General features: G+C 68.3%; 26 protein-coding genes. 13 read left to right on the forward strand and 13 right to left on the reverse strand.

Features of this window, described 5'->3' with window-relative positions; all coding sequences use genetic code 11:
* Nucleotides 1-82: 82 nt before the first annotated feature.
* Nucleotides 83-358 carry a DUF4235 domain-containing protein gene (locus LR393_RS29425; RefSeq protein WP_231488277.1) on the forward strand — a complete coding sequence of 92 codons (276 nt, stop codon included), beginning with the start codon at nucleotides 83-85 and terminating at the stop codon, nucleotides 356-358.
* Between the two features lie 15 nt (nucleotides 359-373).
* Nucleotides 374-1,249, forward strand: a complete 876-nt coding sequence (gene mmuM / locus LR393_RS29430; protein ID WP_231488278.1) for a homocysteine S-methyltransferase — start codon at nucleotides 374-376, stop codon at nucleotides 1,247-1,249.
* 16 nt (nucleotides 1,250-1,265) lie between these two features.
* Here the strand turns inward: mmuM and LR393_RS29435 are convergent, their stop codons facing one another.
* From LR393_RS29435 to LR393_RS29450, 4 genes are all read right to left on the reverse strand, one after another.
* Entirely contained in the window at nucleotides 1,266-1,517 is a 252-nt protein-coding gene (locus tag LR393_RS29435; RefSeq protein ID WP_231488279.1) for a hypothetical protein, read from the reverse strand.
* A gap of 109 nt (nucleotides 1,518-1,626) precedes the next feature.
* Nucleotides 1,627-2,346: a maleylpyruvate isomerase family mycothiol-dependent enzyme gene (locus tag LR393_RS29440; protein ID WP_231488280.1), complete on the reverse strand. Its 720-nt coding sequence runs from the start codon at nucleotides 2,344-2,346 to the stop codon at nucleotides 1,627-1,629.
* Nucleotides 2,347-2,497: 151 nt separating this feature from the next.
* Nucleotides 2,498-3,520: an IPT/TIG domain-containing protein gene (locus LR393_RS29445; RefSeq protein ID WP_231488281.1), complete on the reverse strand. Its 1,023-nt coding sequence runs from the start codon at nucleotides 3,518-3,520 to the stop codon at nucleotides 2,498-2,500.
* Between the two features lie 338 nt (nucleotides 3,521-3,858).
* Nucleotides 3,859-4,731, reverse strand: a complete 873-nt coding sequence (locus LR393_RS29450) for an oxamate carbamoyltransferase subunit AllH family protein (RefSeq protein ID WP_231488282.1) — start codon at nucleotides 4,729-4,731, stop codon at nucleotides 3,859-3,861.
* 298 nt (nucleotides 4,732-5,029) lie between these two features.
* Between LR393_RS29450 and LR393_RS29455 the strand changes: the two genes are divergently transcribed.
* A complete protein-coding gene (locus LR393_RS29455) occupies nucleotides 5,030-6,415 on the forward strand; it encodes a uracil-xanthine permease family protein (protein ID WP_231488283.1) in 1,386 nt (461 codons plus the stop codon).
* 42 nt (nucleotides 6,416-6,457) lie between these two features.
* Here the strand turns inward: LR393_RS29455 and LR393_RS29460 are convergent, their stop codons facing one another.
* Genes LR393_RS29460 through LR393_RS29470 form a run of 3 tightly spaced genes read right to left on the reverse strand, consistent with a single transcriptional unit; the run spans nucleotide 6,458 to nucleotide 8,111 of the window.
* Nucleotides 6,458-6,607 (reverse strand): hypothetical protein, encoded by a 150-nt coding sequence (locus tag LR393_RS29460; protein ID WP_231488284.1) that lies wholly within the window; start codon nucleotides 6,605-6,607, stop codon nucleotides 6,458-6,460.
* Nucleotides 6,608-6,612: 5 nt separating this feature from the next.
* On the reverse strand, nucleotides 6,613-7,482 hold the full coding sequence (locus LR393_RS29465) for a 5-oxoprolinase subunit C family protein (RefSeq protein ID WP_231488285.1): 870 nt from the start codon (nucleotides 7,480-7,482) through the stop codon (nucleotides 6,613-6,615).
* Nucleotides 7,482-8,111 (reverse strand): 5-oxoprolinase subunit B family protein, encoded by a 630-nt coding sequence (locus LR393_RS29470; RefSeq protein ID WP_231488286.1) that lies wholly within the window; start codon nucleotides 8,109-8,111, stop codon nucleotides 7,482-7,484. Before LR393_RS29470 ends, LR393_RS29465 begins: the two co-directional genes overlap by 1 nt.
* A gap of 289 nt (nucleotides 8,112-8,400) precedes the next feature.
* Between LR393_RS29470 and LR393_RS29475 the strand changes: the two genes are divergently transcribed.
* Nucleotides 8,401-10,248 carry a bifunctional metallophosphatase/5'-nucleotidase gene (locus LR393_RS29475; protein WP_231488287.1) on the forward strand — a complete coding sequence of 616 codons (1,848 nt, stop codon included), beginning with the start codon at nucleotides 8,401-8,403 and terminating at the stop codon, nucleotides 10,246-10,248.
* Nucleotides 10,249-10,319: 71 nt separating this feature from the next.
* On the opposite strand, the gene LR393_RS29480 is transcribed toward LR393_RS29475, so the two are convergent.
* On the reverse strand, nucleotides 10,320-10,856 hold the full coding sequence (locus LR393_RS29480; RefSeq protein ID WP_231488288.1) for a GNAT family N-acetyltransferase: 537 nt from the start codon (nucleotides 10,854-10,856) through the stop codon (nucleotides 10,320-10,322).
* Nucleotides 10,857-10,972: 116 nt separating this feature from the next.
* Between LR393_RS29480 and LR393_RS29485 the strand changes: the two genes are divergently transcribed.
* The 4 genes from LR393_RS29485 to LR393_RS29500 are packed head-to-tail and all read left to right on the forward strand — an operon-like array spanning nucleotide 10,973 to nucleotide 13,874.
* Nucleotides 10,973-12,208 carry an endonuclease gene (locus LR393_RS29485; protein WP_231488289.1) on the forward strand — a complete coding sequence of 412 codons (1,236 nt, stop codon included), beginning with the start codon at nucleotides 10,973-10,975 and terminating at the stop codon, nucleotides 12,206-12,208.
* A gap of 47 nt (nucleotides 12,209-12,255) precedes the next feature.
* Entirely contained in the window at nucleotides 12,256-12,936 is a 681-nt protein-coding gene (locus tag LR393_RS29490; protein ID WP_231488290.1) for an alpha/beta fold hydrolase, read from the forward strand.
* 39 nt (nucleotides 12,937-12,975) lie between these two features.
* Nucleotides 12,976-13,401: a Fur family transcriptional regulator gene (locus tag LR393_RS29495; protein ID WP_345718699.1), complete on the forward strand. Its 426-nt coding sequence runs from the start codon at nucleotides 12,976-12,978 to the stop codon at nucleotides 13,399-13,401.
* Entirely contained in the window at nucleotides 13,398-13,874 is a 477-nt protein-coding gene (locus LR393_RS29500) for a Dps family protein (RefSeq protein WP_231488292.1), read from the forward strand. Before LR393_RS29495 ends, LR393_RS29500 begins: the two co-directional genes overlap by 4 nt.
* On the opposite strand, the gene LR393_RS29505 is transcribed toward LR393_RS29500, so the two are convergent.
* Nucleotides 13,855-14,430: a mismatch-specific DNA-glycosylase gene (locus tag LR393_RS29505; RefSeq protein WP_231488293.1), complete on the reverse strand. Its 576-nt coding sequence runs from the start codon at nucleotides 14,428-14,430 to the stop codon at nucleotides 13,855-13,857. The genes LR393_RS29500 and LR393_RS29505 overlap by 20 nt on opposite strands.
* A gap of 30 nt (nucleotides 14,431-14,460) precedes the next feature.
* Entirely contained in the window at nucleotides 14,461-14,835 is a 375-nt protein-coding gene (locus tag LR393_RS29510; protein ID WP_231488294.1) for a DoxX family protein, read from the reverse strand.
* Between the two features lie 97 nt (nucleotides 14,836-14,932).
* Here LR393_RS29510 and LR393_RS29515 point away from each other — a divergent pair, with 97 nt between their 5' ends.
* Nucleotides 14,933-15,442 carry a MarR family winged helix-turn-helix transcriptional regulator gene (locus tag LR393_RS29515; protein ID WP_231488295.1) on the forward strand — a complete coding sequence of 170 codons (510 nt, stop codon included), beginning with the start codon at nucleotides 14,933-14,935 and terminating at the stop codon, nucleotides 15,440-15,442.
* A gap of 54 nt (nucleotides 15,443-15,496) precedes the next feature.
* Nucleotides 15,497-17,062, forward strand: coding sequence for a hypothetical protein (locus LR393_RS29520; RefSeq protein ID WP_231488296.1), 1,566 nt, complete (start codon nucleotides 15,497-15,499; stop codon nucleotides 17,060-17,062).
* Here the strand turns inward: LR393_RS29520 and LR393_RS29525 are convergent.
* A complete protein-coding gene (locus tag LR393_RS29525) occupies nucleotides 17,049-17,903 on the reverse strand; it encodes a PP2C family protein-serine/threonine phosphatase (RefSeq protein ID WP_231488297.1) in 855 nt (284 codons plus the stop codon). The genes LR393_RS29520 and LR393_RS29525 overlap by 14 nt on opposite strands.
* A 449-nt stretch (nucleotides 17,904-18,352) precedes the next feature.
* Here LR393_RS29525 and ilvD point away from each other — a divergent pair, with 449 nt between their 5' ends.
* The 3 genes from ilvD to LR393_RS29540 all read left to right on the forward strand — a co-directional run bounded on the left by ilvD (nucleotide 18,353) and on the right by LR393_RS29540 (nucleotide 21,460).
* A complete protein-coding gene (gene ilvD / locus LR393_RS29530; protein ID WP_231488298.1) occupies nucleotides 18,353-20,200 on the forward strand; it encodes a dihydroxy-acid dehydratase in 1,848 nt (615 codons plus the stop codon).
* 160 nt (nucleotides 20,201-20,360) lie between these two features.
* Nucleotides 20,361-20,816, forward strand: a complete 456-nt coding sequence (locus LR393_RS36740; RefSeq protein WP_231488299.1) for a helix-turn-helix domain-containing protein — start codon at nucleotides 20,361-20,363, stop codon at nucleotides 20,814-20,816.
* A 47-nt stretch (nucleotides 20,817-20,863) separates the two neighbouring features.
* Nucleotides 20,864-21,460: a PIN domain-containing protein gene (locus LR393_RS29540; protein ID WP_231488300.1), complete on the forward strand. Its 597-nt coding sequence runs from the start codon at nucleotides 20,864-20,866 to the stop codon at nucleotides 21,458-21,460.
* Between the two features lie 20 nt (nucleotides 21,461-21,480).
* Here the strand turns inward: LR393_RS29540 and LR393_RS29545 are convergent, their stop codons facing one another.
* Entirely contained in the window at nucleotides 21,481-22,257 is a 777-nt protein-coding gene (locus LR393_RS29545) for a hypothetical protein (RefSeq protein ID WP_231488301.1), read from the reverse strand.
* 63 nt (nucleotides 22,258-22,320) lie between these two features.
* Nucleotides 22,321-23,340 carry a LacI family DNA-binding transcriptional regulator gene (locus LR393_RS29550; protein ID WP_231488302.1) on the reverse strand — a complete coding sequence of 340 codons (1,020 nt, stop codon included), beginning with the start codon at nucleotides 23,338-23,340 and terminating at the stop codon, nucleotides 22,321-22,323.
* Nucleotides 23,341-23,393: the final 53 nt, after the last annotated feature.

Here is a 23,393-nt window from a genome sequence, read left to right on the forward strand (position 1 = left end):
CCCCCTGGCAATGCCCGGGAGCGATCCCTAGGTCAGGATTGACCCGAGTACGGACATCTGGCGGTGCGATGAGGAGAACAGCATGAATTCGGTGATGTGGAAGATCCTGTCGGCCGCGTCGGCGATTGCGGCGGCGCAGGCCGCCAACCATTCGCTCAACATCATCTGGAAGGGCGCGACCGGTGGCCAGCCGCCGACCGTGCCCGAAGACCCGGAAACCACCTGGAAAGAGGCCATCGCCTGGGCCGCGCTGTCCGGCGCGATCATGGGTGTCGCCCGGATGTTCGCCACGCGGCAGGCTGCGGCCTACTACGTGAGGTCCACGGGCAAGATGCCCAAGGCCCTGGTGCGGGACTGATCTGTGATCGACCTGATGGACAGGCCCCTCGTCCTGGACGGGGGGCTGTCCACCGAGCTCGAGAGCCGGGGCCACGACATCTCCGGCTCGCTCTGGTCGGCCCAGCTCCTGCTGGACGCCCCCGACGCCGTCGTCGACGCGCACCGGGCCTTCCTCGACGCCGGTGCCGACATCGTCACCACCGCCAGCTATCAGGCCTCGGCCGAGGGTTTCTCCCGCGCCGGCATCTCTTTCGCCACGGGTCAGGAACTGATCCGGCGATCGGTCGAACTGGCCCGCCGGGCGATCGGGGAGTCCGGCCGCGACGCCCGGGTGGCCGGTTCGGTGGGGCCCTACGGCGCGATGCTCGCCAACGGCGCCGAATACACCGGTGACTACGGATCGGTGGGGGTCGCCGCACTCCGGGACTTCCACCGTCCCCGGCTCGAGCTCCTGGCCGAGACCGGTGTCGACGTCCTGGCCGTCGAGACCATTCCCTCGCTGGCCGAGGTGGAGGCCCTGCTCGCCGAGCTGGACCGTCTGGGACACCCGGCGTGGCTCAGCCTCACCACCGACGGCCTGCTCACCCGCCGCGGCGAACCGGCCGGGGAGGCATTCTCGATGGCCACGTCGGTGCCCTCGGTGATCGCCGTGGGCGTCAACTGCACCGACCCGTCGGGCGTAGGGCTCGCGGTCGACCTGGCCGTCGAGTTCGGCGGCAAACCCGGTGTGGTCTACCCCAACAGCGGTGAGGGCTGGGACGCGGTCCGCCGGGCCTGGTTGCCTGCGTCGCAGGGCCTTCTGCTCGGCGACGTGGACGGCTGGCTGCGCTCCGGCGCCCGCATCGTCGGGGGCTGCTGCCGGGTGACCCCCGACCAGATCCGCTCGATCGCCGAAGTGGTGCGCTCCTAGGCCATTTTCCGGCGGATCAGGAAGAGCGCCGGGGCGCACCGCCCCGGAGCACGATCAGGTGCCACGTCTGCGTCATCATCAGCGTGAGCCCCGATCCCACGGCCACCAGCGCCAGGGCGGCCGAAACCACTGACCGCAGAACGAACTTCTCCACGGGCGCGGCCGCGAACGGCGCAGCCGGCCCGAAGAGCACCAGGTTGACGCTGACCGCGTTGGAGATCCAGGTCCGGCTCCCGCCGAGCTCGATCTCGGCGGGTTCGATGAGCACCCCGGTCGAGCTGCGGAGAGCCGCCGCGGCGATCAGTGCCAGAACGTGACGGCCGCGACGGTCCCGGCCGGATGCCCATGAGTGCTTTTGGACGGGGTGGTCGCCGTGGTCACGCAGTCACCTGCGCGCCGAGCACGGAACGGGCGACATCCAGCCCGCCGGTGATCTCCAGGCTCGCGTCGTCGGGCCGGATGCGATGCCAGAGAGCCAGATAGAGTGCCTCGGCCGGCCCGGTGACCGTGGCGTCGACCGGCTCGTCCTTCGTGCCGTCACCGGAGAACACGAAGGTCCGCCCGGTCTCGGCCACCACCACGGCCAGCGAATGGGTCAGGGGCGGAATCCGTTCCAGCCGCACCTGCCGGGGGAAGAAGACGTACCGGGCCTCGTCCACCCCGTCGGCCGCGAGCGCGGGGTCGATGCTCTCCGGACGGCCGAGCGCCTGGTGGGCGTCCCACAGATGCATCGTGATCTCGTGCGCCTGCCGCCGCTGCCACCAGCCGGCCACCTGCGGCCCGGGGCCGAAGTGCCAGGCCGGGGCGTCAGCCGGCCTTTCCCGCAGGGCCCGCAGCAGACCGGCGGCCGACTCCCGATACCAGGTGACCAGCCCGTCGCGATCGCGCGGTGCGAGGGTGGGCCGCCCGTCCGCGTTCCCCTCGACGATCGCGTGGGTGGCCCACCGGTGCACCCCACCGACGTGATCGGCGAGATCGAGAACGGTCCAGCCCGGGCAGGACGGCACCGGCGTCCCCAGGTCGGCGGACTCCAGCACCTCGGCGAACTGCTCGGTGCCGTTCGCGACGATCCGCAGGAAGTCGATCGGGATGACCATGGGGAGCTCCAGTCTCACTGTCGTGGAAGGGCATCCTCACCCATGCGACGGTTCCGGGCCCAGAGCTTTTCCCAAAGCCGGAAACCCGGCCCCCTGTGAGGGGGACCGGGTTTCCGGTGGTGGTTCAGGTGGTGCTGCGCCTCCTACCCGATCAGAAAGCGGCGACCGTGTAGGTCGAGCTCTTCGAGATGGTGCTGTAGTCGGAGTCGTACTTGCTGGCGACCGCGTTCAGAAGCTGCACCGAGTAGGCGCCGGTGGTCAGGATCGGGGCCTGGCAGCTCAGGGAGGTGTCGGACTCCACCATGACGCTGGTGCAGGTCTTCAGCGAGGCGATCGTGGTCGTACCCGAGGTCAGCGTGGTGCCGGCCGGGAGGAAGACAACCGTGACACCCGCCGTGGTGTCGAACGTCCGGCCACTGAAGCCGCTGCCGGTAACGCTGACCACATTACCGGCGACACCACTGCCGCTGGTCGGCGCGACGGTGACGACCGGCACGAAGCTGACCGTGTCCGTGGTCGAGGCAGCGCCGTAGCCGTTGTCCACCTTGATCTTGTAGCCGGTGCCCGCGGCGTGCGCCGGGAGCTTGACCGAGAGCTTGGTGGCGCTGACGTAGGTGGCCGCAGCCTTGACCCCGTCGACGGTCGCGGTGGTCGTCTTGGAGAACTGGGTGCCGGTCACGGTGACCGTGGTGCCGCCGAGGGCGGACGCCTTGGCCACGTTGCTGGCGGCACCGGAGATCGTGGTGGCGGTCGCCGGAGCCGCGGTGACGAACTTGCCACCGCCCAGCAGAGTCTGGGTGTTGGTGGTGCCGTCGAAGATACAGAGCATGTAGCTACCGGCCGCCAGCGCCGGTGAGGTGACCCCGATCTTGGTCTTCGAGATCACGTTGAAGGATGTGGCGGCCGTGGCGGCAGTCGCGTCCACGCCACACGAAGTACCGGAGATGAACCTGACCGCCGCGGCGACCGACGCGCCGGTGGCGTCCTGGAAACCGGCACCCGTGACGGTGAGCTGGTTTCCACCCAACGTCGAACCGGTGGCCGCGGGGCCGATCTTGATGGTCGTGCTCGCGGCCTGGGCCATGTTGGCCACGGCAACCGTGCCCGCGATGGCCAGGGCGCCGGCGACAGTCATACTGACGGCCCGCTTGACCGTGATCTTGGGGGTACGCATGCGTGTCTCCTCCGTGAGAGAGCTTCGGGATCCTTCGTGAACCCCACCGGGATGCCTATCGACGCGGACCCGGGGGTTTTAACGACGGAGTCCACCGGTCACCCGAACAGCGCACCGGATCGGCATTTCGTCACTCAGATGCCAGCGATGAGCACTCAGAGTGACGGCATTACGCGCGAATCCGGTCAAGTCGAAGCGGTCCGCGAGAGCGATGCCGAGAACCTGCGTGCGGGGACTCAAGCCGCACGGTCACCGGGCCCGCCCGGACGGACCTCCGCTCCCGGACAAAATGCGGGCAGGCCGCCCGGAGGACGGCCTGCCCGGTGGTGCTGAGGGTGTCAGTACAGGGCGCTGATCGGCCCGGTGGCGTCGATGGCCACGCGGCGACGGTCAGGCCCCTGGATCAGGTTGGTCAGCTGGGCGACGGCACCGGCGGCCATGGCCGCACCGGAGCTGGCCCCGACCGGCAGCACCTCTTCGAGAGCCGGGCGGATGGCGGCCGGGTCGCCGGTGCTCAGGGCGCCGACGAAACGGATCAGCTGGGGTACCACGGCACCGGCGACGGCCGAGCGCAGCAGGGCGGCGGAGATGGCCGTCGTGCGGCCGTCGGCCCCCGCCACACCGTCGGCCAGCAGGCGGTGGGCCGTGGAACGCGGGGCCCAGGCGGCCAGCGCGGCCAGCGCGCCGACCAGAGCGTCGTCACCGGCGGGCGTGAGGCCCGGACCGGTACCGAGCAGCGCCTCGAAGGCCTTCTCGGTGTCACCGGAGCGCAGTAGGTCGAGGCCTTCGGCCAGCGGCTCCGCGGCGCCTTCCAGCAACTGGTCGAGCAGCGCCGTGGGCAGCAGCTCGGGAGCCGGCGGGGGCATGACCTGCTTGGGCACGGTCGGGTTCCACCAGCTCAGCACGGGCAGCCGGGTACCGGCCATCGAGACGGCGCCGTGGCCGAAGACGATCGGGCCGGGCGCCACCGGGTCGCCCTCGACGGAGACCGGCACCAGGTCGGCGACACCGGGCGGCAGCGTCAGACCGATCGGCAGCTGTACGGCTGCCGGGTCGAGCAGGGCCACCACGGCACCGGGGCGGTAACCCTCGGTCTCGTCCGTCACCGGATCGATCTCCAGATAGACGGCACCGGAGACGATCGCGCTCACCCGCGCCGGTCTCGCAGGACCGGCGAGCAGAGGGAACAGGGTCAGGCTCGCGGCCGTCATTTCTTAACCTCCGAACGTCCGCGAAGTGACCCCACGGACAACAGCACGTCTGAGGAACGGTGCTGAAACTACCGGACGTCGGCGACACATCAGACATCGAAACGTCCCGACGCGCTCGGCCGGCCCCTGGGGAGCACATCGCGCCACAGGGGGCGACCGGGCGACTACGCACGCGTACCGAGGGCGCGCCGCTGGTCGCCTCGTTTGTGAGGTTCGCGTAAACACCAGCCACCGATCAGTGACGAGGAGTCACCTCTCCTCTTACGCTTCGCCGCAGGCAACGACAGGGAGGGGCAACATGGCCATCGGATGGAAGTTGCACGGAGACGGCAAGACGCTGGCACCGGGCGAGGTGGTGGCACCGGACGAGAGGCTGAGCTGGGACCGCACGATCGGTCTCGGGGCCCAGCACGTGGTGGCCATGTTCGGCGCCACGTTCGTCTTCCCGGTGCTGATGGGGCTCAACCCGCAGCTCGCGATCATGATGAGCGGCATCGCGACGATCGTGTTCCTGCTGATCGTGCAGAACAAGGTTCCGTCGTACCTCGGCACCAGCGCCTCGTTCGTCGGCGGGGTGGCGGCGATCCGGGCCCAGGGCGGTGACTCCTCCGACGTCACCGGCGCGATCCTGGTCGCCGGTCTGGCGCTGGTCGCGGTCGGCCTGGTGATCCATTTCGCGGGCGCCCACATCGTCAACGAGATCCTGCCGCCGGCCGTCACGGGTGCGGTGGTGATGCTGATCGGCTTCAACCTGGCCCCGGTGGTCGCGGACACCTACTGGCCGCAGGACCAGTGGGTGGCCCTGCTGGTGATGATCTTCGTGATCGTGCTCAGCGTGGCCGTGGGCGGCTTCATCGGCCGGATCGCGATCTTCCTCGGCCTGGTGTTCGGCTATCTGGTCTCCTGGCTCTTCGACCAGGTGTTCGGGCAGATCACCGCCTTCAACGCGGGCACCGGCGAGGTGGACACGCACTGGCGGGTGGTCTGGGACAGCGTCGAGAGCGCCTCCTGGATCGGGTTCCCGGACAAGACCATGGTCGGCCCGGACGGCCTGGAGGTCGCCGGCTGGCACGCCCCGACCTTCTCGGCCGCGTTCATCCTGCTGGTGCTGCCCTCCGTGATCGCCCTGGTCGCGGAGAACGCCGGGCACGTGAAGGCGGTCAGCGAGATGACCGGGGCCGACCTGGACCCGGTGCTCGGCCGGGCGATCGCGGGCGACGGGGTGGGCACCGTGCTCGCCAGCGCCGTGGGTGGCTCCCCGACCACCACCTACGCCGAGAACATCGGCGTGATGGCCGCGACCCGCGTCTACTCCACGGCCGCGTACTTCGTGGCCGCGATCGTCGCGATCCTGTTCGGGCTCTGCCCCAAGTTCGGCGCTCTGGTGTCGTCCGTGCCCGGTGGTGTGCTCGGCGGCATCACCGTGGTGCTCTACGGCATGGTCGGCCTGCTCGGCGCCAAGATCTGGATCGAGAGCAAGGTCGACTTCGGTAACCCGATCAACCTGGTGCCCCTGGCCGCCGGGCTGATCGTGGCGATCGGCAACGTGAGCCTGAAGGTCACCGACGACTTCTCGCTCTCCGGTATCGCGCTGGGCACGATCATCGCGGTGGCGGGCTGGCACCTGGCCCGGGCGGTGGCTCCGGCACACCTCAAGGAGCAGTTGAAGGCCAGCCGAGTCTGATCGGGTTCGGGTGGTGGCCGGCAGCCCTGCCACCACCCGAGATCAGCACCCGAGCGCGGCGAGCCATCCAGCCGGGGCAAGGTGGCCGGGCGTCGGTGACGGTCCGGGCCCCAGCAGCACCCGGTAGACACCCAGGTTCCGCAGCACCTCCGGATCCCGCGGGGTGGGGTCGAGCAGCGTGGCGATCCGCACGACGATCAGCGGGATGCTCGCGGACCGAACACCCGGAACCGCAGCCCGGTACCGGGGGCGGCCTGCGCCGCCCGGTCGAGACTCCGGCGGGTCACCACGCCGATCACCGGATAGCCGCCGGTGACCGGGTGATCGTTGAGAAACAGCACGGGCAGTCCGTTCCCGGGCACCTGGAGGCTGCCCGTGGCCATGCCCTCGGACGGCAGTTCGCCCGGTCGGGCACGTTCCAGCGGGGAGCCTTCCAGTCGCAGTCCCACCCGGTTGCTGGTCGGGGAGACCTTCCAGAGCGTACGGACGAGGGTCACCAGGGCCGCTTCGGTGAACCAGTCCGCCCGGGGCCCGGCCGTCACGTCGAGCACCGGATCACGGAGAATGCCCGGCGGGGCGACGAAATCGACCGGCGGCACCTCACCCGGGGAACCGACCGGCAGCCCGGAACCCTCGGTCAGGACCGGGGGACCCAACCCGCTGAGAACGTCGGTGGAACGACTGCCGAGAACGACGTCCACCCTCAGCCCACCCGAAAAGGCGATGTACGAGCGCAACCCGGCCGTGACCGCACCGATCTCGAGCGTCTGCCCGGGGCCTACCCGGACCGCCGCGTCGAAGGCGGCGGGCCGGCCGTCGACCAGCACCGGCGCCGGGGCCCCGGTGACCGCGACCGTGACCGGAGCCGTCCCCTCCCATCGCAGCCGCGGGCCACGCATGGTGGTCTCCAGGACCGCCGCCCCGACCGGATTGCCGACCAGCCGGTTGGCCAGGCGGAACGAGAACCGGTCGAGCGCACCCGACGACGGCACGCCCAGGTGCGCGTGACCGGGGCGGCCGTCGTCCTGGATCGTGGTGAACAGACCCGGGTGAAGCACGTGGAACATCAGGCGACCGGCCGGAATCGAACGGTCGTGCCGGGACGGATCACGGCCGGTGGATCGGCCTTCTCGTCCCACAGACGGGCCGTGGTGCTCCCGATCAGCCGCCACCCGCCCGGGCTCTTGCGCGGATAGACGGCAGTGAATTGGTCGGCGAGCGCCACGGACCCTCCCCGTACGGCCGACCGGGGCTCGGGGCGCCGGGGCACCCGCAGCTGCTCGGGCACACCGGTGAGATAGACGAAGCCGGGTGCGAAACCACTGAGTGCGGCGTGGAAATCGGTTCCGGTGTGGATCTCGACGATCTGCCGCACACTGAGCCCGGTCAGCGAAGCCACCTCTTTCAGGTCGGGTCCGTCGTAGCGCACGTCGAGGGTGATGGTGCCGGTGTCGGCCGCGGCCTCGACCGGTTCCTGCTCGATCTCGGCCAGCAGCACCCGGAAGAGCTTGTCGGGCATGGGTTCCCCCAGCACGACGAGCACTGTGGACAATCCCGGCACGACGTCGATCAGCTGGATGCGCCGCCGCCCGGCAATGTTCCGCAGGCCCTGGGCGACCAGGGCGGGGTCGGCCTCGGGCACGTCGATGAGATAGCCGGACTCCCCCGCCGGCCAGGCGATCAGTGACGTGCCCACGAGCAGGTCTCCGGACGTTCGGCCAGAAGGTCCCACCCGGCGATCAGCCGATTCCGGGAGACTCCGGCTTCACCGGACGGGACGGTGCTGGGCGCAGCTGACATCGCAGGTTCCCCGATCTGAAGACGTGGCGCGACAGGAACTGATCACGGCGTCGGTGGAGGTGGTCAAGAATCGATGAAGGAACCTGGGTCTTAGCTGTGTGAACAGCAGATCAATTTTGTGCCCGTAACCCGATATTGCCCTTTAGTTCCTGGATCCTCACACAGCCAGTGGATAGCTTGCCCACATGAAGCCCCTCATCAAGCGGAGAGGCGGGCTCACCGCAGCAGTCGCCGCGAGCACCGTCGCAGCAGCCCTGTTCGCGCTGCCGTCCTCACCTGCCCAGGCCAGCGACGCGGCTGCGGCGAAGTCCAAGCCGAAGGCCGACAAGACCGTCGACCTGCAGATCCTCAGTTTCAACGATTATCACGGCAACCTCGAGCCGCCCACCGGCACTGACGGCACCGTGACCACCAAGGCAGGCTCGGTCCTGGCCGGTGGAGCTGAGTACCTGACCAACGAGCTCCGCACCCTGCGCAAGGGCCAGAAGAACACGCTGACCGTCGCCGCCGGTGACCTCATCGGTGCCTCACCCTCCATGTCCGGCCTGTTCAAGGACGAGCCGAGCATCGAGACCCTGAACAACATGGGCGTCGACGTGTCCAGCGTCGGCAACCACGAGTTCGACGAGGGCGTGACCGAGCTGCTGCGCATGCAGTACGGCGGTTGCCACCCGACCGAGGGCTGTTTCGACGACGACGGCTACAGCGGCGCCGACTTCCAGTACCTGGCGGCCAACGTCGAGTACAAGGACGGCGTCAAGGTCACCAAGCCGAAGAAGGCCAAGAACTACGGCAAGTGGTTCAAGGCCCGGACCGGCCGCACCGTGCTGCCCCCGACCTCGATCAAGAAGGTCGACGGCATCAAGGTCGGCTTCATCGGCATGACCCTCGAGGGCACGACCGAACTGGTCGCCCCGGCCGGCGTCAAGGACGTCCAGTTCAACGACGAGGTCGTCTCCGCCAACCTGGCCGCCAAGGACCTTCGCAAGAAGGGCGTCGAGGCGATCGTGGTGCTGCTGCACGAGGGCGGCATCCCGCCCACCGGCGCCACCTACGACTACGACTGCAACTCCGGTAGCGCTGCCGGTATCTCGGGCCCGATCGTGAACATCGCGAAGACCCTTGACTCGAGCATCGACCTGGTTGTCACCGGGCACACGCACAACTCGTACAACTGCAACATCCCGGACCCGAAGGGCAACCCGCGTCTGGTCACCAGCGACCTGTCCTACGGCCGCACGGTCACCGAGACCGACCTGAAGCTCAGCAAGAAGACGAAGGACGTCATCCGTACCCAGGTGACGTCGAAGAACGTCCTCGTCGACCGCGACCAGACGAAGGCCGCGGACCAGACCAAGGTCATCGCCAAGTGGAAGGCCCTGGCGGCCCCCATCTCCAACAAGGTGATCGGCGAGATCACCGCCGACATCAAGCGCAGCGTCAGCCGCGACGGTGAGTCCAGCCTCGGCGACCTGATCGCCGACGCCCAGCTCTCCGCCACCAAGGCCGCCGGCGACGGTGGCTCGCAGGTCGCGTTCATGAACCCCGGTGGCGTGCGCACCGACCTGACCTACGCCAACGGCCCCGCCAACGAGGGCGACGGCAAGGTCACCTACGGCGAGTCGTTCACCGTGCAGCCGTTCGGCAACCTGCTGGTCTCGATGGACGTGACCGGTGCGCAGATCGACACCATGCTCGAGCAGCAGTGGACGACGCAGACCGACGGCAGCATCAAGTTCCTGCACATGGGCGTCTCGGACGGCTTCACCTACAGCTACTCCAAGTCCGCCGCGGTCGGCAGCAAGGTGAACGCGTCGAGCATCAAGCTGAACGGCACGGTCATCAACCCGACCAGCACCTACCGGATCACGGTCAACTCGTTCCTGGCCGACGGTGGTGACGGCTTCCTCGTCCTCAAGGACGGCACCAACCGGATCGGTGGCGGCGTCGACCTGGACGCCTTCAACGCCTACCTCACCGCCAACTCCCCGGTGACCGGCCCGACCCCGAACCGCGTCACCGCGCTCGACTGATCCACCACTGAAAGCACAGCGCCCCCGGTGACCTGGATCACCGGGGGCGCTGTTTTCATGGAGGACGCGGGTCAGCTCGGCTCGGCGGGGCGTCCGGGAGACGCGCCCTCCCCCAGAGCACGCTGCATCCAGGCGACCGAGAGCCACTGGCCCTTCTTGAAACCGACGTCCTCGTAGAGACCGACCCGCCGGAAACCGAGGGCCTCGTGCAGCCCGACGCTCGGCTCGTTCGGCATCGAGATCACGGCCAGGGCCTGCCGGTACCCGCGCTTCTCGAGGCGGTTCAGCAGCTCCTCGTACAGCGCCCGGCCGCCGCCGCGGCGGTGCCGGTCCCGCGCCATGTAGATGCTGACCTCGCACGCCCATCGGTAGGCGGGGCGCACCCCGAGCTTGCTGGCGTAGGCGTAACCGGCCACCTCGCCGTCCACCTCCAGCACCAGCCAGGCGTGACGAGCCCTGGCGTCGGCGATTCTCCCGGCCATCTCGTCCGCGGTCGGCGGCATGGACTCGAAGCTGAGCGTCGTCTCGCGGACGTACGGCTCGTAGATCCCCGCGCAGGCGGATGCGTCCGCAAGTCGTGCGTCACGGATCACGTGGTCTGTGGTCACATAGGGGAAGATATTGCTCATGAGCATCTGGTGTCTCTGCTCGGTGACCAACCCGTCACCTGGCACCGCTCGGTAATCCCTTCCGTACCTGACCGGCTTGGGGGAAATATCCAGTGATGACCGATACGCACCAGCGGGCGCGGCTCCTCGTCCCCGCCACCGTTCTCGCTCTGGCCGCCATGAGCGGCTGTGCGAGCCCGACCAGTACCGCCGGTTCGGCGGTCGCCCCGAAAGTGGCGACGGCGGAGCCGGCGGCGCAGATCGCCGCGGCCACGCCGCTCACCGTGGCCGCGGCCATCTCGCAGCAGACCGGCAGCAGCCAGACCGTCCGGGGCTACGTGGTGGGTGAGCCCACCGCCACCAGCACGGTCAAGCGCAGTGGCTTCACCGGCGACACCGCCATCGCCCTGGCCGACTCGGCGAGTGAGACCGACACCGCCGACATGCTTTACGTGCAGGTGACGAGCGCTTACCGGAGCGCGTACGGGCTGAAGACCAACCCGGGTCTGCTCGGCACCCGGCTCGACGTCACCGGCTCGCTGAGCGCCTACTTCTCCCATGCCGGACTGAAGTCGCCCACGGCGATCAGCGCGTCCGGGGTCACCCCGACGACCACTCCCCCGACCGCCACCCCGACCACGACGTCCCCTCCCTCGTCCGGCATCGGCGACTACTACGACGACGCCGTCGGCAAGACCGGGAACAGCCTGCACACGGCCCTGCACCAGATCATCTCCACCGACGTGCAGAAGCTGTCGTACGACCAGGTCTGGGACGCACTGAAAGTCACCGACCAGGACCCGAAGAACTCCGGCAACGTGATCCTGCTGTACAGCGGCACGAGCCGGTCCAAGAGCCTGAACGGCGGCGACGCCGACGACTGGAACCGCGAGCACGTCTGGGCCAAGTCGCACGGAGACTTCGGCACCGCCACCGGCCCGGGCACCGACCTGCACCACCTGCGCCCGGAAGACGTCACGGTGAACTCCGACCGCAGCAACAAAGACTTCGACGACGGCGGCTCCGAATCCGCCGAGGCGCCGGGCAACTTCACCGACTCCGACTCGTGGGAACCGCGCGACGCGGTGAAGGGCGACGTGGCCCGGATGATCTTCTACATGGCTGTGCGGTACGACGGCGGGGACGGTTTCGCCGACCTGACGCTCGACGAGAAAACCTCCGGCGGAACGGCTCCCCGCTTCGGCAAGCTCTCGACCCTGCTGGAGTGGAACGCGCAAGACCCGCCGGACAGCTTCGAGCAGAACCGCAACAACGTCATCTACGAGCGGTACCAGCACAACCGCAACCCGTTCATCGACCACCCGGAATGGGTCGACGCGGTTTTCGGCTGACGGAAAAATCCTCGCCCCGGATTCCGGACCGACCCTAAGCTCGTCCCATGGCAACGGTTTTCACCACTTCCGGCGGCATCGACATCAGCTACACCAGTACCGGCTCCGGGCCGGTACTGGTGTTGCTGCACGGCATGGGCGAGGGCGGGGTGAGCTGGGAACCCCTGCTCCCGGCCTTCGAGGCGGCCCATCGCGTGATCAACGTGACGCTACGCGGCCACTCCCCGAGCGCCTGGCCCACCGAGTACAGCTACCGCACGATGTTCGACGACGTCGCCGAGTTGCTGGACTCGCTCGGCCTCCGGGGCAGCACCGTGCTCGGCCACTCGCTGGGCGGCATGGTCGCGTTCCGGCTCGCGGTCGAGCGGCCCGACCTGGTCGGCCGGCTGGTGGTGGAAGACGTGGCCCCGGGCCCGCCCTTCGCGCCGCGCCAGATCCCGGACCGGCCCGAAGGCGACCTGCCGTTCGACTGGGAGATGCTTCTGCAGATGCGCTCACAGATCACCGCCGGCGACCTCGAGCTCCGCGAGCGGCTGTCCTCGGTCAAGGCACCCACACTGATCATCGGCGGCGGCGAGACCAGCCACGTGTCCCAGGCACTGCTCACCGAGGCGGCGGCCCGCATCCCCGAGGCCGAGCTGATCACCCTCGGCGGTGGCCACGGCGTGCACGACAACCTTCCCGCGGAGTTCACCGAGACGGTGCTGACCTGGCTGGGTGACCACTGAAGAGCTTCTTTTGACAGGGTCAAAAGAAGGCGTACAGTGATGGTCATGACGGATCCGACAGTGCTCCTGCGGGGCGCAGGCCTTCGCAGCACCGCACCTCGCCGGGCCGTTCTGGAGGCGCTGCTCACCCGCCCGCACGCCACGGTCACCGACCTGTCGCAGGCGATGGACGGGCAGCTCTCCAACCAGACCATCTACAACGCCCTGGATGATCTGGCGACCTCCGGCCTGGTCCGTCGGATCGAACCGGCCGGATCGCCCACCCGCTACGAGACGCGCGTGGGCGACAACCATCACCACCTGGTCTGCCGCTCGTGCGGCACGGTCGTCGATGTCGACTGCCACACCGGTGAGGCGCCCTGCCTCAGGCCGGCCTCGCACCCGGGCTTCGCGCACGTCGACGAGGCCGAGTTGATCTGGTGGGGAATGTGCACCGCATGCGAAGAAAAGAGGTCCGTACCATGACCGAGACGCTGAACACCCGGAGCAACGGTTTCCACGCCTCCCACTTCCTGGCCGACAACCTCCAGCGGGTCCTGGTCGACCTGGTGGCCCTGCACCTCTACGGCAAGCAGGCCCACTGGAACATCGTGGGCAAGAACTTCCGCGACCTGCACCTGCAACTCGACGAGCTGGTCGACGTGGCGCGCGAGCACAGCGACACGATCGCCGAGCGCATGCGCGCCCTCGGCGTGCTGCCCGACGCCGGCCCGAAAACCGTTGCTTCGCAGTCCACACTGACCGACTTCGGCACCGGCGAGGTGGACACGGCCGACGCCGTCGACCGCATCACCGGGCTGATCGGCGAGGCCGCCACCACGGTGCGCGCCGTACACGACGACGTGGACAAGGAAGACCCGACCACGGCCGACCTGCTCCATGCGGTCCTGCACGACCTGGAGAAGCAGGCCTGGCTGATCAGGTCCGAGAACCGCTGATCCCGGCCGCCACACCCAGCTGACGGAAGGCCTCGGCCAGTTCCGGCAGCTGGGTGTGTGCGTTCAGCCCACTCGGGTTGGGCGCCACCCAGACCTCGGCGTCGTGCAGGTTCTCCGGCTGCCGACCGGTTTTCGCCTTCGGCGCCGCGAAAGCCGTTCGGTAGGCCGTGATCCCGAGGAACGCGACCACCTGGGGCCGGGCCCGCGCAATCAGATCGTCCAGCCGCCGGGCCCCCTCGAGAAGTTCCTCCGGCCGCAGCTCGTCGGCCCGCGCCGTGGTGCGGTGGGCCATGTTCGAGATGCCGAGGCCGCGATCGATCAGGTGCTGCCGGTCTTCCTCCGCATACCCCGCCGAGGCGTCGATCAGCCGGTCGGTGAGGCCGGAACGGTACAGCGCCGGGTAGAACCGGTTGCCGCGCCGGGCGAAGTGGGCCTGCACGGCGGCGGTCCACAGCCCCGGATTGATGCCGACGAACAGCAGCTTCAGACCCGGGCCGAGCAGATCGGGAACCGTGGTGTCGCGGTACGACTCCAACTGCTCACGCGAAAATGACACTTTGCCCGGATCTGCCGCCACACCTGCACTCTAGAAGCTGTTCGGGCCGAACCGCAGGATGGCCACGAACAGGGCCAGGAGACCGAGCACCAGTGCCGGCACCGACCCGGAGGTCTCGCCGCGACGCAGGTGCACGACCACGGCACCGGCCATGGTCAGGGCCAGTCCGGCGGCCGCGAGCGGCGTGAGCACCGGGGCGATGTCCAGGGCGGCGGGCAGGATCAGCCCGATCGCACCCAGCACCTCGACCGCGCCGATCAGCTTCACCTGGGTGCCGGTGAAGTCCTCGGCCCAGCCCATACCGCTCTCGATGAGCTTGGACTTCGGCTGAGCCACCTTCATCGCGCCGGCTGCGGCGAAGGCTGCCGCGAGCACTCCCGCGATCACCCACAGAACAACGTTCATCACTGCACTCCCCTGGTCGCCCAACTTGATTCTTCAAGTGACGCTAGTGGGCTGTGACTTGAAGGGTCAAGTAACAAAACTGTCCTAGGCTGGACTCATGAGCGACCCCGGCCCCGAGCCCCGCTGGCTCGACGACGAAGAGCGGGCCGCCTGGCGCGCCATGGCCGGCATCGTCTTCGGGCTCCCGGCCGCCCTGGACGCCCAGCTCCAGCGCGACGCCGGCGTCACCCATTTCGAGTACACGGTGATGGCGGCCCTGTCCGAGACGCCGGGGCGCACCCTGCGCATGAGTTACCTGGCGATCCTGGCCAACGGCTCGCTGTCCCGGCTGTCGCACGTGGTGAAGCGGCTGGAGCGGCAGGGCTGGGTCGAGCGGGCCCCCGACCCGAGCGACGGGCGGTACACCACGGCCACGCTGACCGAGGCGGGCTGGGAGAAGGTCGTCGCCACCGCGCCCGGGCACGTCGAGGCCGTGCGGCAGCTGGTGCTCGACCCGCTGTCGAAGACCCACGTGCGGCAGATGCGCGAGATCGGCACGCGGATCTCCCACGGCCTGAGCCCGGAAGGATCCTGCGCCGCCTGGCCCTCACCCACCAGCGACGAATGATCGCCTAGTCTGACCGCGATCGAACCGTCGGCATCGGATGAAAGGCCAGCATCCTTGGCGAAACGCACGCCCCGGGTGCTCGCCGCGATGGTGCTGCCCGCGCTGGTCGCCTGCCTGCTGGCCGCGCTGCGGCATCCCCGCGTCGTCTACACCTCGGACTCCACGGCGCAGCAGTCGATCGTGCGCACCTGGCTGGACGTGGGCCACGGCGTCACGCACCTGCCGGCCGACACCTGGCTGTTCAAGTTCCCGCTCTACCTGGTGATCGAGCAGTTCGACCTCGCCCCGACCACCAAACTGCTGATCGCGGTGCTGGTGCTGACCGCCGCGACGTTCGCGGTGCTCGGTGCCGGGGCAATGCTGCTCGCGCCGCGGGCCCGCTGGTACGAGCTGGCCGCGCCACTGCTCTTCCTGGCCGCGATGAACGGTGGCATCGGCTCCAACCGCAACCTCTCCAACTACCGCAACATCGAGCTCGGCCTGTGCTTCCTGCTGCTGGCCCTGGCGGCGCGGTACCTGGACGGCCACGGGTCCCTGCGGTGGTGGGTGCTGCCGATCACCGTCGGGCTGACCCTGTTCTGGTTCGACGACCCGTACTTCCAGGTGCTCATGGCCGCGCCGCTGACGGTGCTGGCCCTGGCCTGGTTCGTGCTGCGCACCCGCGACCGCCGCCTGCTCGTCCTGGCCGGCTGCCTGCTCGTCTCGTTCCTGCTGCTGCCGTTGCTGCAGTGGGGCATCGGGGTGTTCGGCCTGGAGATCGACCACACCCAGCAGCTCTCCCCCACCCTCGAGTCGGTCTCGTCCGGCCTCGGCCGGTTCGCTCACGACACGGCCACCCAGCTCGGGGTCGAGCGCTGGCGCGACGCCTCGGCCCTGCTGATCACCGCCGACGTGCTGACGGTGCTGGTCCTCGCCCTGCTGCTGGCCGGATCGGCGATCGGCGCGGTGTGGTTCTGGCGTTCCCGCGAGCTGATCCCGTTCGCCGTCGCGGTGAACTGGCCGCTGGCCTTCCTCGGCACTCTCGTGCAGGAAGGTCACCCCAGCCGCTACCTCATCCTGGCGCCCTACGGTCTCGTCGTCACCGCGGTGATCCTGCTGCCCCGCCTGCGTGAGCGGGCGCCCACCCGGGTGGGCCGCCCCCGGACGCTGGTGATCGTCCTCAGTTGTGCCGCCCTGGTGAGCACCGCCTGGGGCGCCACCTCCGCGCTCGAGGTGAGCCGGCGTCCCTCCGACGCCCTGGTCGCACAGAGCCAATTGATGGACGAGGTGACCGCCACCGGTGTTCTCAAGGGTTTCGCTCCCTACTGGTACGGCAACGTCACCAGCTACCTGACCGGGGGCAGACGCACCGTCTACGAGCTGGAGTGCACGCACGGCGAGATGAAGACCCGCTCGTGGGTGAGCGACACGGCGCGGCTGACCCGGCCCGCGCAGCGCACGTTCCTGATCTGGGTGCCGGGCTACTACGAACCGCACGGCTGCACGGAGGCGGCCTGGAACCAGGTGCTGGGCGAACCCGCCCAGGTGACCACCCTGGACGACGGCGTGCAGGTCCGGGTGTACGACTACGACATCGGCCGGCTCTGGGAGTCGGTACCGGACGGGCTCAGGCGCTCTTGAGCATCCCGGGGGCGGCGCTCTTGACCTCCGCCACCTTCTGCTCGGCCGCCTCGATGGCCCCTTCACCCAGCTCCTGGGCCGACCCGACGAACTCGCCGTCCACCGTGGGGGCGGCGTCCTCGTCCACCACGTCACCGATCACGCAGGTGACGTTGTCCGGGGCGCCGGCCTTGAGCGCGAGCGCGATCAGCCGGTCGATGGCCTTGCCCGCGTGCCTGGTGCTCGCCAGCGTCTTCTGGATGGCCTCACCGGCCACGTAGTCGCTGAGCCCGTCGCTGCACAGCAGGTAGCGGTCGCCGGGCACGGCCTCGTGCAGGGAGACCTCGGCCGTGCCGCCGTCGTCACCGCCGCGCAGCACCCGCAGCAGCACGCTGCGCTGGGGGTGCTGGGGGATCAGCTTGGGGTCGAGCCAGCCCTTGTCGGCGAGCATCTGCACGTAGGTGTCGTCGTGCGTCAGCTGGGTCATCTCCCGGTTGCGCATGACGTAGGCCCGGGAGTCGCCGATGTTGGTCAGGGCGATGGTGTCGTGGTGGATGAGCATCGCGGTGAGCGTGGTGCCCATCCCACCCAGGGCCGCGTTGTTCTCGATGGCCCGGGCGAGGCGCTGGTCGGCGAACTCGACCGCACCGACGATGTCACGCTCCGGCCCGAACAACGAGAGGTGGTCGTCGAGGTAGGCGACGGTACGGGCCACGATGGCGCTGGCGACCTCGCCGAAGTCATGGCCACCCATGCCGTCGGCAACGAGGAACAGTCGTCGGCCAATGAAGCCGGAGTCCTCGTTGTTCGTACGCCGCAACCCGGGATGCGTCTTGACGCACGCACGAATCCGCAGCGCCATGGCGCCTCCGCTCACTCTGCGATCTTGCCGGTGAAGATTACTGTTCAACTGCAGCTGGGGCTAGGGCCCAGATACAACCCAAACGGTAGGTACCGTTACAAGCCGAGGTGCTGTCCTTGGCGCATTCCCTCACGATCCTCCGCAGATGACACGTAATTCTGCACATGTCTTAGCAGAGGGCGACCCTCGCGGCACGTCGTGCCATGTCGTACCGGTCCCCCTGAGATTCTGTGAACCTCGGAAGACGGACCGGTCGTTCTGGCCCGAGGAATACCTCGGCGTCACCCGAGTTACCATCGATGTGTCGCCAGAAGCGACCGTCCTCCAGCACCGGGCGCTGACGCACGTGGCCGACCGGGCCTCACCGTGCGTCCATCGACATCTGGTCGCTGCTACGGCCCTGCCCCGGGACCGCGCGACCGTAGACGCATGAGAGAAGACTTTCCACAATGACACAGCTCCGGTCGGCCACCTCGACCAGCGGTCGCAACATGGCGGGAGCGCGGGCGCTCTGGCGCGCGACCGGCATGACCGACAACGACTTCGGCAAGCCGATCGTGGCCATAGCCAACTCGTTCACCGAGTTCGTGCCCGGCCACGTGCACCTTCGTAATGTGGGCCAGATCGTCGCGGAGTCGATCCAGGAGGCCGGGGCGGTCTCCAAGGAGTTCAACACCATCGCCGTGGACGACGGCATCGCGATGGGCCACGGCGGCATGCTCTACTCGCTGCCCAGCCGTGAGCTGATCGCCGACGCGGTCGAGTACATGGTGAACGCGCACTGCGCCGACGCCCTGGTCTGCATCTCCAACTGCGACAAGATCACCCCGGGCATGCTGCTCGCGGCGCTGCGGCTCAACATCCCCACCGTGTTCGTCTCCGGTGGCCCGATGGAGGCCGGCAAGACCACGGCCATCGAGGGCATCGTGCACTCCAAGCTCGACCTGGTCGACGCCATGGTCGCGGCCGCCGACCCGCGCATCAGCGACGACCAGCTCGACGTGATCGAGCGCTCGGCCTGCCCCACCTGCGGTTCCTGCTCGGGCATGTTCACCGCCAACTCGATGAACTGCCTGACCGAGGCGATGGGCCTGTCACTGCCCGGCAACGGTTCCACGCTGGCCACCCACGAGGCCCGGCGCCAGCTGTTCAAGGACGCCGGCACCGTGGTCGTCGACCTGGCCAGCCGTTACTACGGCAAGGACGACGAGTCGGTGCTGCCGCGCAATGTGGCCAGCCGCTCGTCCTTCGAGAACGCCGTGGCCCTGGACGTGGCGATGGGCGGCTCGACCAACACGGTGCTGCACCTGCTGGCCGCCGCCCGCGAGGCCGAGATGGACTTCACCGTCTCCGACATCGACGCGATCTCCCGCAAGGTGCCCTGCCTTTCCAAGGTGGCGCCGAACTCGCCGAAGTTCCACATGGAAGACGTGCACCGGGCCGGCGGCATCCCCGCCATCCTCGGTGAGCTGAACCGGGGCGGGCTGCTGCACACCGACGTGAGGCCGGTGCACAGCGCGGACATGAAGACCTGGCTCGACGAGTGGGACATCCGCGGCGGCTCGCCCTCGCAGCGGGCGCTGGAGCTGTTCAAGGCCGCGCCCGGTGGCGTGCGCACGGTCGAGCCGTTCTCCACCCAGAACGAGTGGGGCTCGCTCGACACCGACGCGGCCGAGGGCTGCATCCGCGACATCGAGCACGCCTACACGGTCGACGGCGGCCTGGCCATCCTCTTCGGCAACCTCGCCCCCGACGGCTGCGTGGTCAAGACCGCCGGTGTGCCCGAGGCGGTCTGGAAGTTCACCGGCAAGGCCATCGTCTTCGAGAGCCAGGAAGCCGCGGTCGACGGCATCCTCGGCAAGAAGGTCGTCGAGGGCGACGTGGTCGTCATCCGCTACGAGGGCCCCAAGGGCGGTCCGGGTATGCAAGAGATGCTTTACCCCACCTCGTTCCTGAAAGGCCGCGGCCTGGGCCAGAAATGCGCCCTGATCACCGACGGCCGGTTCTCCGGCGGCACGAGTGGCCTCTCCATCGGCCACGTCTCGCCCGAGGCGGCCGGTGGCGGCCTGATCGCCCTGGTCGAAGACGGTGACCAGATCTCCATCGACATCCCGAACCGCCAGATCTCGCTGGACGTCGACGAACTCGTGCTCGACCAGCGCCGCACGGCCCAGGAGAAGCGCGACAAGCCCTACTCGCCGACCGACCGCCAGCGTCCGGTCTCGGCGGCCCTGCGCGCCTACGCGTCCATGGCCACCGCGGCCTCGGACGGCGCGTACCGGCGGGTGCCGGAGTAGAGGCAACTGACAGGGTCGGGCCTTCCGGGTGTCCCCGGGAGGCCCGATGCCGTTTTGACACAGCCCAAGGGAGTAACCTGACAACGAACTTGCACTTAGCGATCCTAAGTGCAAACCTGTTGGGGCGGAGATACTCGTCGTAGTTGCCGGAGGTGGATCCGTGAGTTCTCAGGTCATCACCCAGATCGATGCCATCACCCCCAGCACGGCCACCCGCCAGGCAGCGGCAGAGGTGGTGCGGGCACTCGAGGCCCCCCAAACCCAGCCACCCACGATGCGTCTCGCTCTCGCAGGGGGGCGCTCCCTCTCGATTCCCGAGGAGTTGGTCGGTCTCATGCTCAGCGCGCTGCGTATCGCCGCCCAAGGCAACCCAGTCACGGTCGGCACGATGGACGAGGAGATGACCACCTCGGAAGCCGCAAATCTCATCGGCGTCTCCCGCCCGACCATGATCAAACTTCTGGACGAAGAGGGCATCGGCTTTCGAATGGTGGGCACTCATCGCCGCATCTCCCGCCGGGACGTCGAGTCCTACTGGCATCATCAGGTAGAGATCAGGCGTGAGCAGGCACTTCTTTTCATGGCAGAGACCGATGCGCTCGAACTAGACTCCTGATAATTCTGGGATTTCCCAAATCAACGAGATCAGCCTAGGCTCCAACAATGAGCCCGGCGGCCCTTTCGGTCTTCATCGATGCCAACATCCTCTGGTCGAAGTGCCTGGCTGACTGGGTAAATCTTTGTGCCATCCAGAAAAATCCGGTTTTCCACGTCACATGGTCAGAAGACGTGTTGGCTGAAGTGCGTTACGGATGGCGTCAGCGCAATCCAGGAGCCAGCGAACGGGCTCTCAGTATTCTCCTGGAACGCTTTCGCGCCTTTCATCCGAAGGGGCGGGTCACTGGGTACAACCCACGCGATTACCCCCGCCCAACAGCCGATGAACATGACTGGCACGTTCTGGCGGCGGCCGCACATGCCGGGGCAGACATCCTTCTGACCGACGACACCAGCGCCTTCACCCCCGAATGCGTGGAAGACCGGTTCATCGTTCACACCGCGGACAAGTTCTTGCTCATGCTTCTTTCCGAGAGCCCTTCCAGCGTGGGCCAAGCATTCGAATTTCAGCGACAGTACTTCGAACGCACCTACGGCTATCCACCCGAATACTTGCTGCAGCGACTCGAAAAGGCCGGGGCACTCAGTTTCGCCGAAAAGATCCCTCAGGTCTTCCCCCACTTCTTCGAGGCGGAGAACTGATGGGCGCCAAGCCCGAGTTCTTACTTGTCCCAGCGGTCGGGCTTCAGACAGAGGAACCGCTCGTCATTGGTCTTCAGCACGCCGAAATCTTCGGGGCACTGGTCTTTCGCCTCGACCAGGGAGCTGCCCACGAAGTCGTGGTTGAAGGCGCAGTCGGCCTCCACGACGGCCCCCGAGAGCAGGTATTGGCTGGCGTCCATGTTCCAGCACTGGCCGATGGCGGTGGCCGGATCGACGCCGGGGGTGGCGGACGGGTCCGGCCCGGCCGGGTTCAGGGCGGCGTCGACCACCGGGGTGACCAGCATCATGTAGAACCAGAAGCCCACGAGGAAGGCGAGGAACAGGCCGCACATCCCGGCGGCCCAGACCCCGTTGCTGACCGGCCTCCCGCCGGCGGTGAAGAATGCGTGGATGCTGCGGATCATCCACAGCGTGCCGAAGATGATCCCGCCGATCCAGACGATGCCACCGTCTTTACTGGTCAGCGCCACGACAAGGGTCACGGCACCGATCAGGGCCGCGGCGAAGGCCAGGCCGAAAGCGATAAGGGCCGCGCGGCGGCCGCTCCGGATCTCCTCCCGCATTCCCATGGCCCGGAACTCTTCCGACTCCGCCCGGGCCGGCCGAGGGGGCTCACCGTCCGACAGCGATTCCAGCCACGACGCCTCCGGGTTGTCCGGGAGCCACAACTGCCAGTCCTCCGGGGGCGGGGGCCAGGTCGGGTCGGGCCGCCAGCCGGCCGGGGGTGTCCAGTCGGTCGGCGGGGCCGGCCAGTTCGGGGGTGGGTTGTAGCGCACAGGGAATTCTCAGATTCTGCCTGCCACCCTGTCCACAGATCACCTCAATCGTGATGTAAACGATCAATACGACCCGGTGGTGCTCTCCCGGGCCACCAAGCGGTACCCCGCCTTCAGATCGACGCCAGGCACCGGTTCCTTGCTACCGATCCTCATCACCAGCCGTTCCACCGCCAGCCGGGCAATTTCGCGCTTGTCCGGGGAGATGGTGCTGATCGTGGGCCGGTTGTAGCGCCCGTCTTCGATGTCGTCGTACCCGATCACCGCGATGTCTTCCGGCACCCGCAACCCACGCGCCAGAGCGGTGTGGATCGCCCCCGACGCCACCAGGTCGCTGTAGCAGAACACCGAGTCCGGCGGGCTATCAAGCTCCAGAAGGGCTTTCATCGCCTCGGCGCCGTCCACCCGGTTGAAGCGCGGGGTACTGACGATCAGCGACTCGTCGACCTCCAGACCGGCCTCGGCGTGAGCGGCGCGAAAGCCCGCCGTGCGCCGCTGCGCCGCCTCGCCCGTCGGGTAGGGCTGGTCACCGATCGCGGCGATACGACGCCGGCCCAGTGAGACCAGGTGCCGCACCGCCTCGGTGGAGGCCGCCACGTCGTCAATACCGACGTGGTCAAAATTGGCCGCAGACGTGCGTTCTCCGATCACGACCAGGGGCAGCGCTGGATCGCGATTTGAAAGGTCTTGCTGGGAAAGACCTAACGGGCTGTAGATCATGCCGTCGAACAGGCTGCGGTGCGAATGCGGCCCGATCAGCTGGCCTTCGTGCTCACGGTCGCCGTCGGACTGGTCGATGAGAACGTTGTAGCCGGCCTGCCGGGCTACCGGGATGATGGCCTGCAACAGCTCGGCGAAGTACGGGGTGTCGATGTAGGGCACCACCACGACGATCTGCCCCGAGCGGCCGGTGGCCAGATGCCGGGCCAGCACGTTGGGCCGGTAGCCGAGCTGGGCGATGGCCTGCTCGACCTTCAGCCGGGTCGACTCGGTGACGCGGGCGTATCCGTTGACCACGTTCGACACCGTGCGCGGGGACACCCCGGCCACATCGGCTACATCACGCAGTGTTGCCTCTTTCATGGGCACCCTCTCACCTAGGCGGGGCCCACGCACCCGCACCGCCCATCGTATTT

The organism is Kineosporia mesophila, from assembly GCF_021129235.1.
GTDB classification, from domain to species: domain Bacteria; phylum Actinomycetota; class Actinomycetes; order Actinomycetales; family Kineosporiaceae; genus Kineosporia; species Kineosporia mesophila.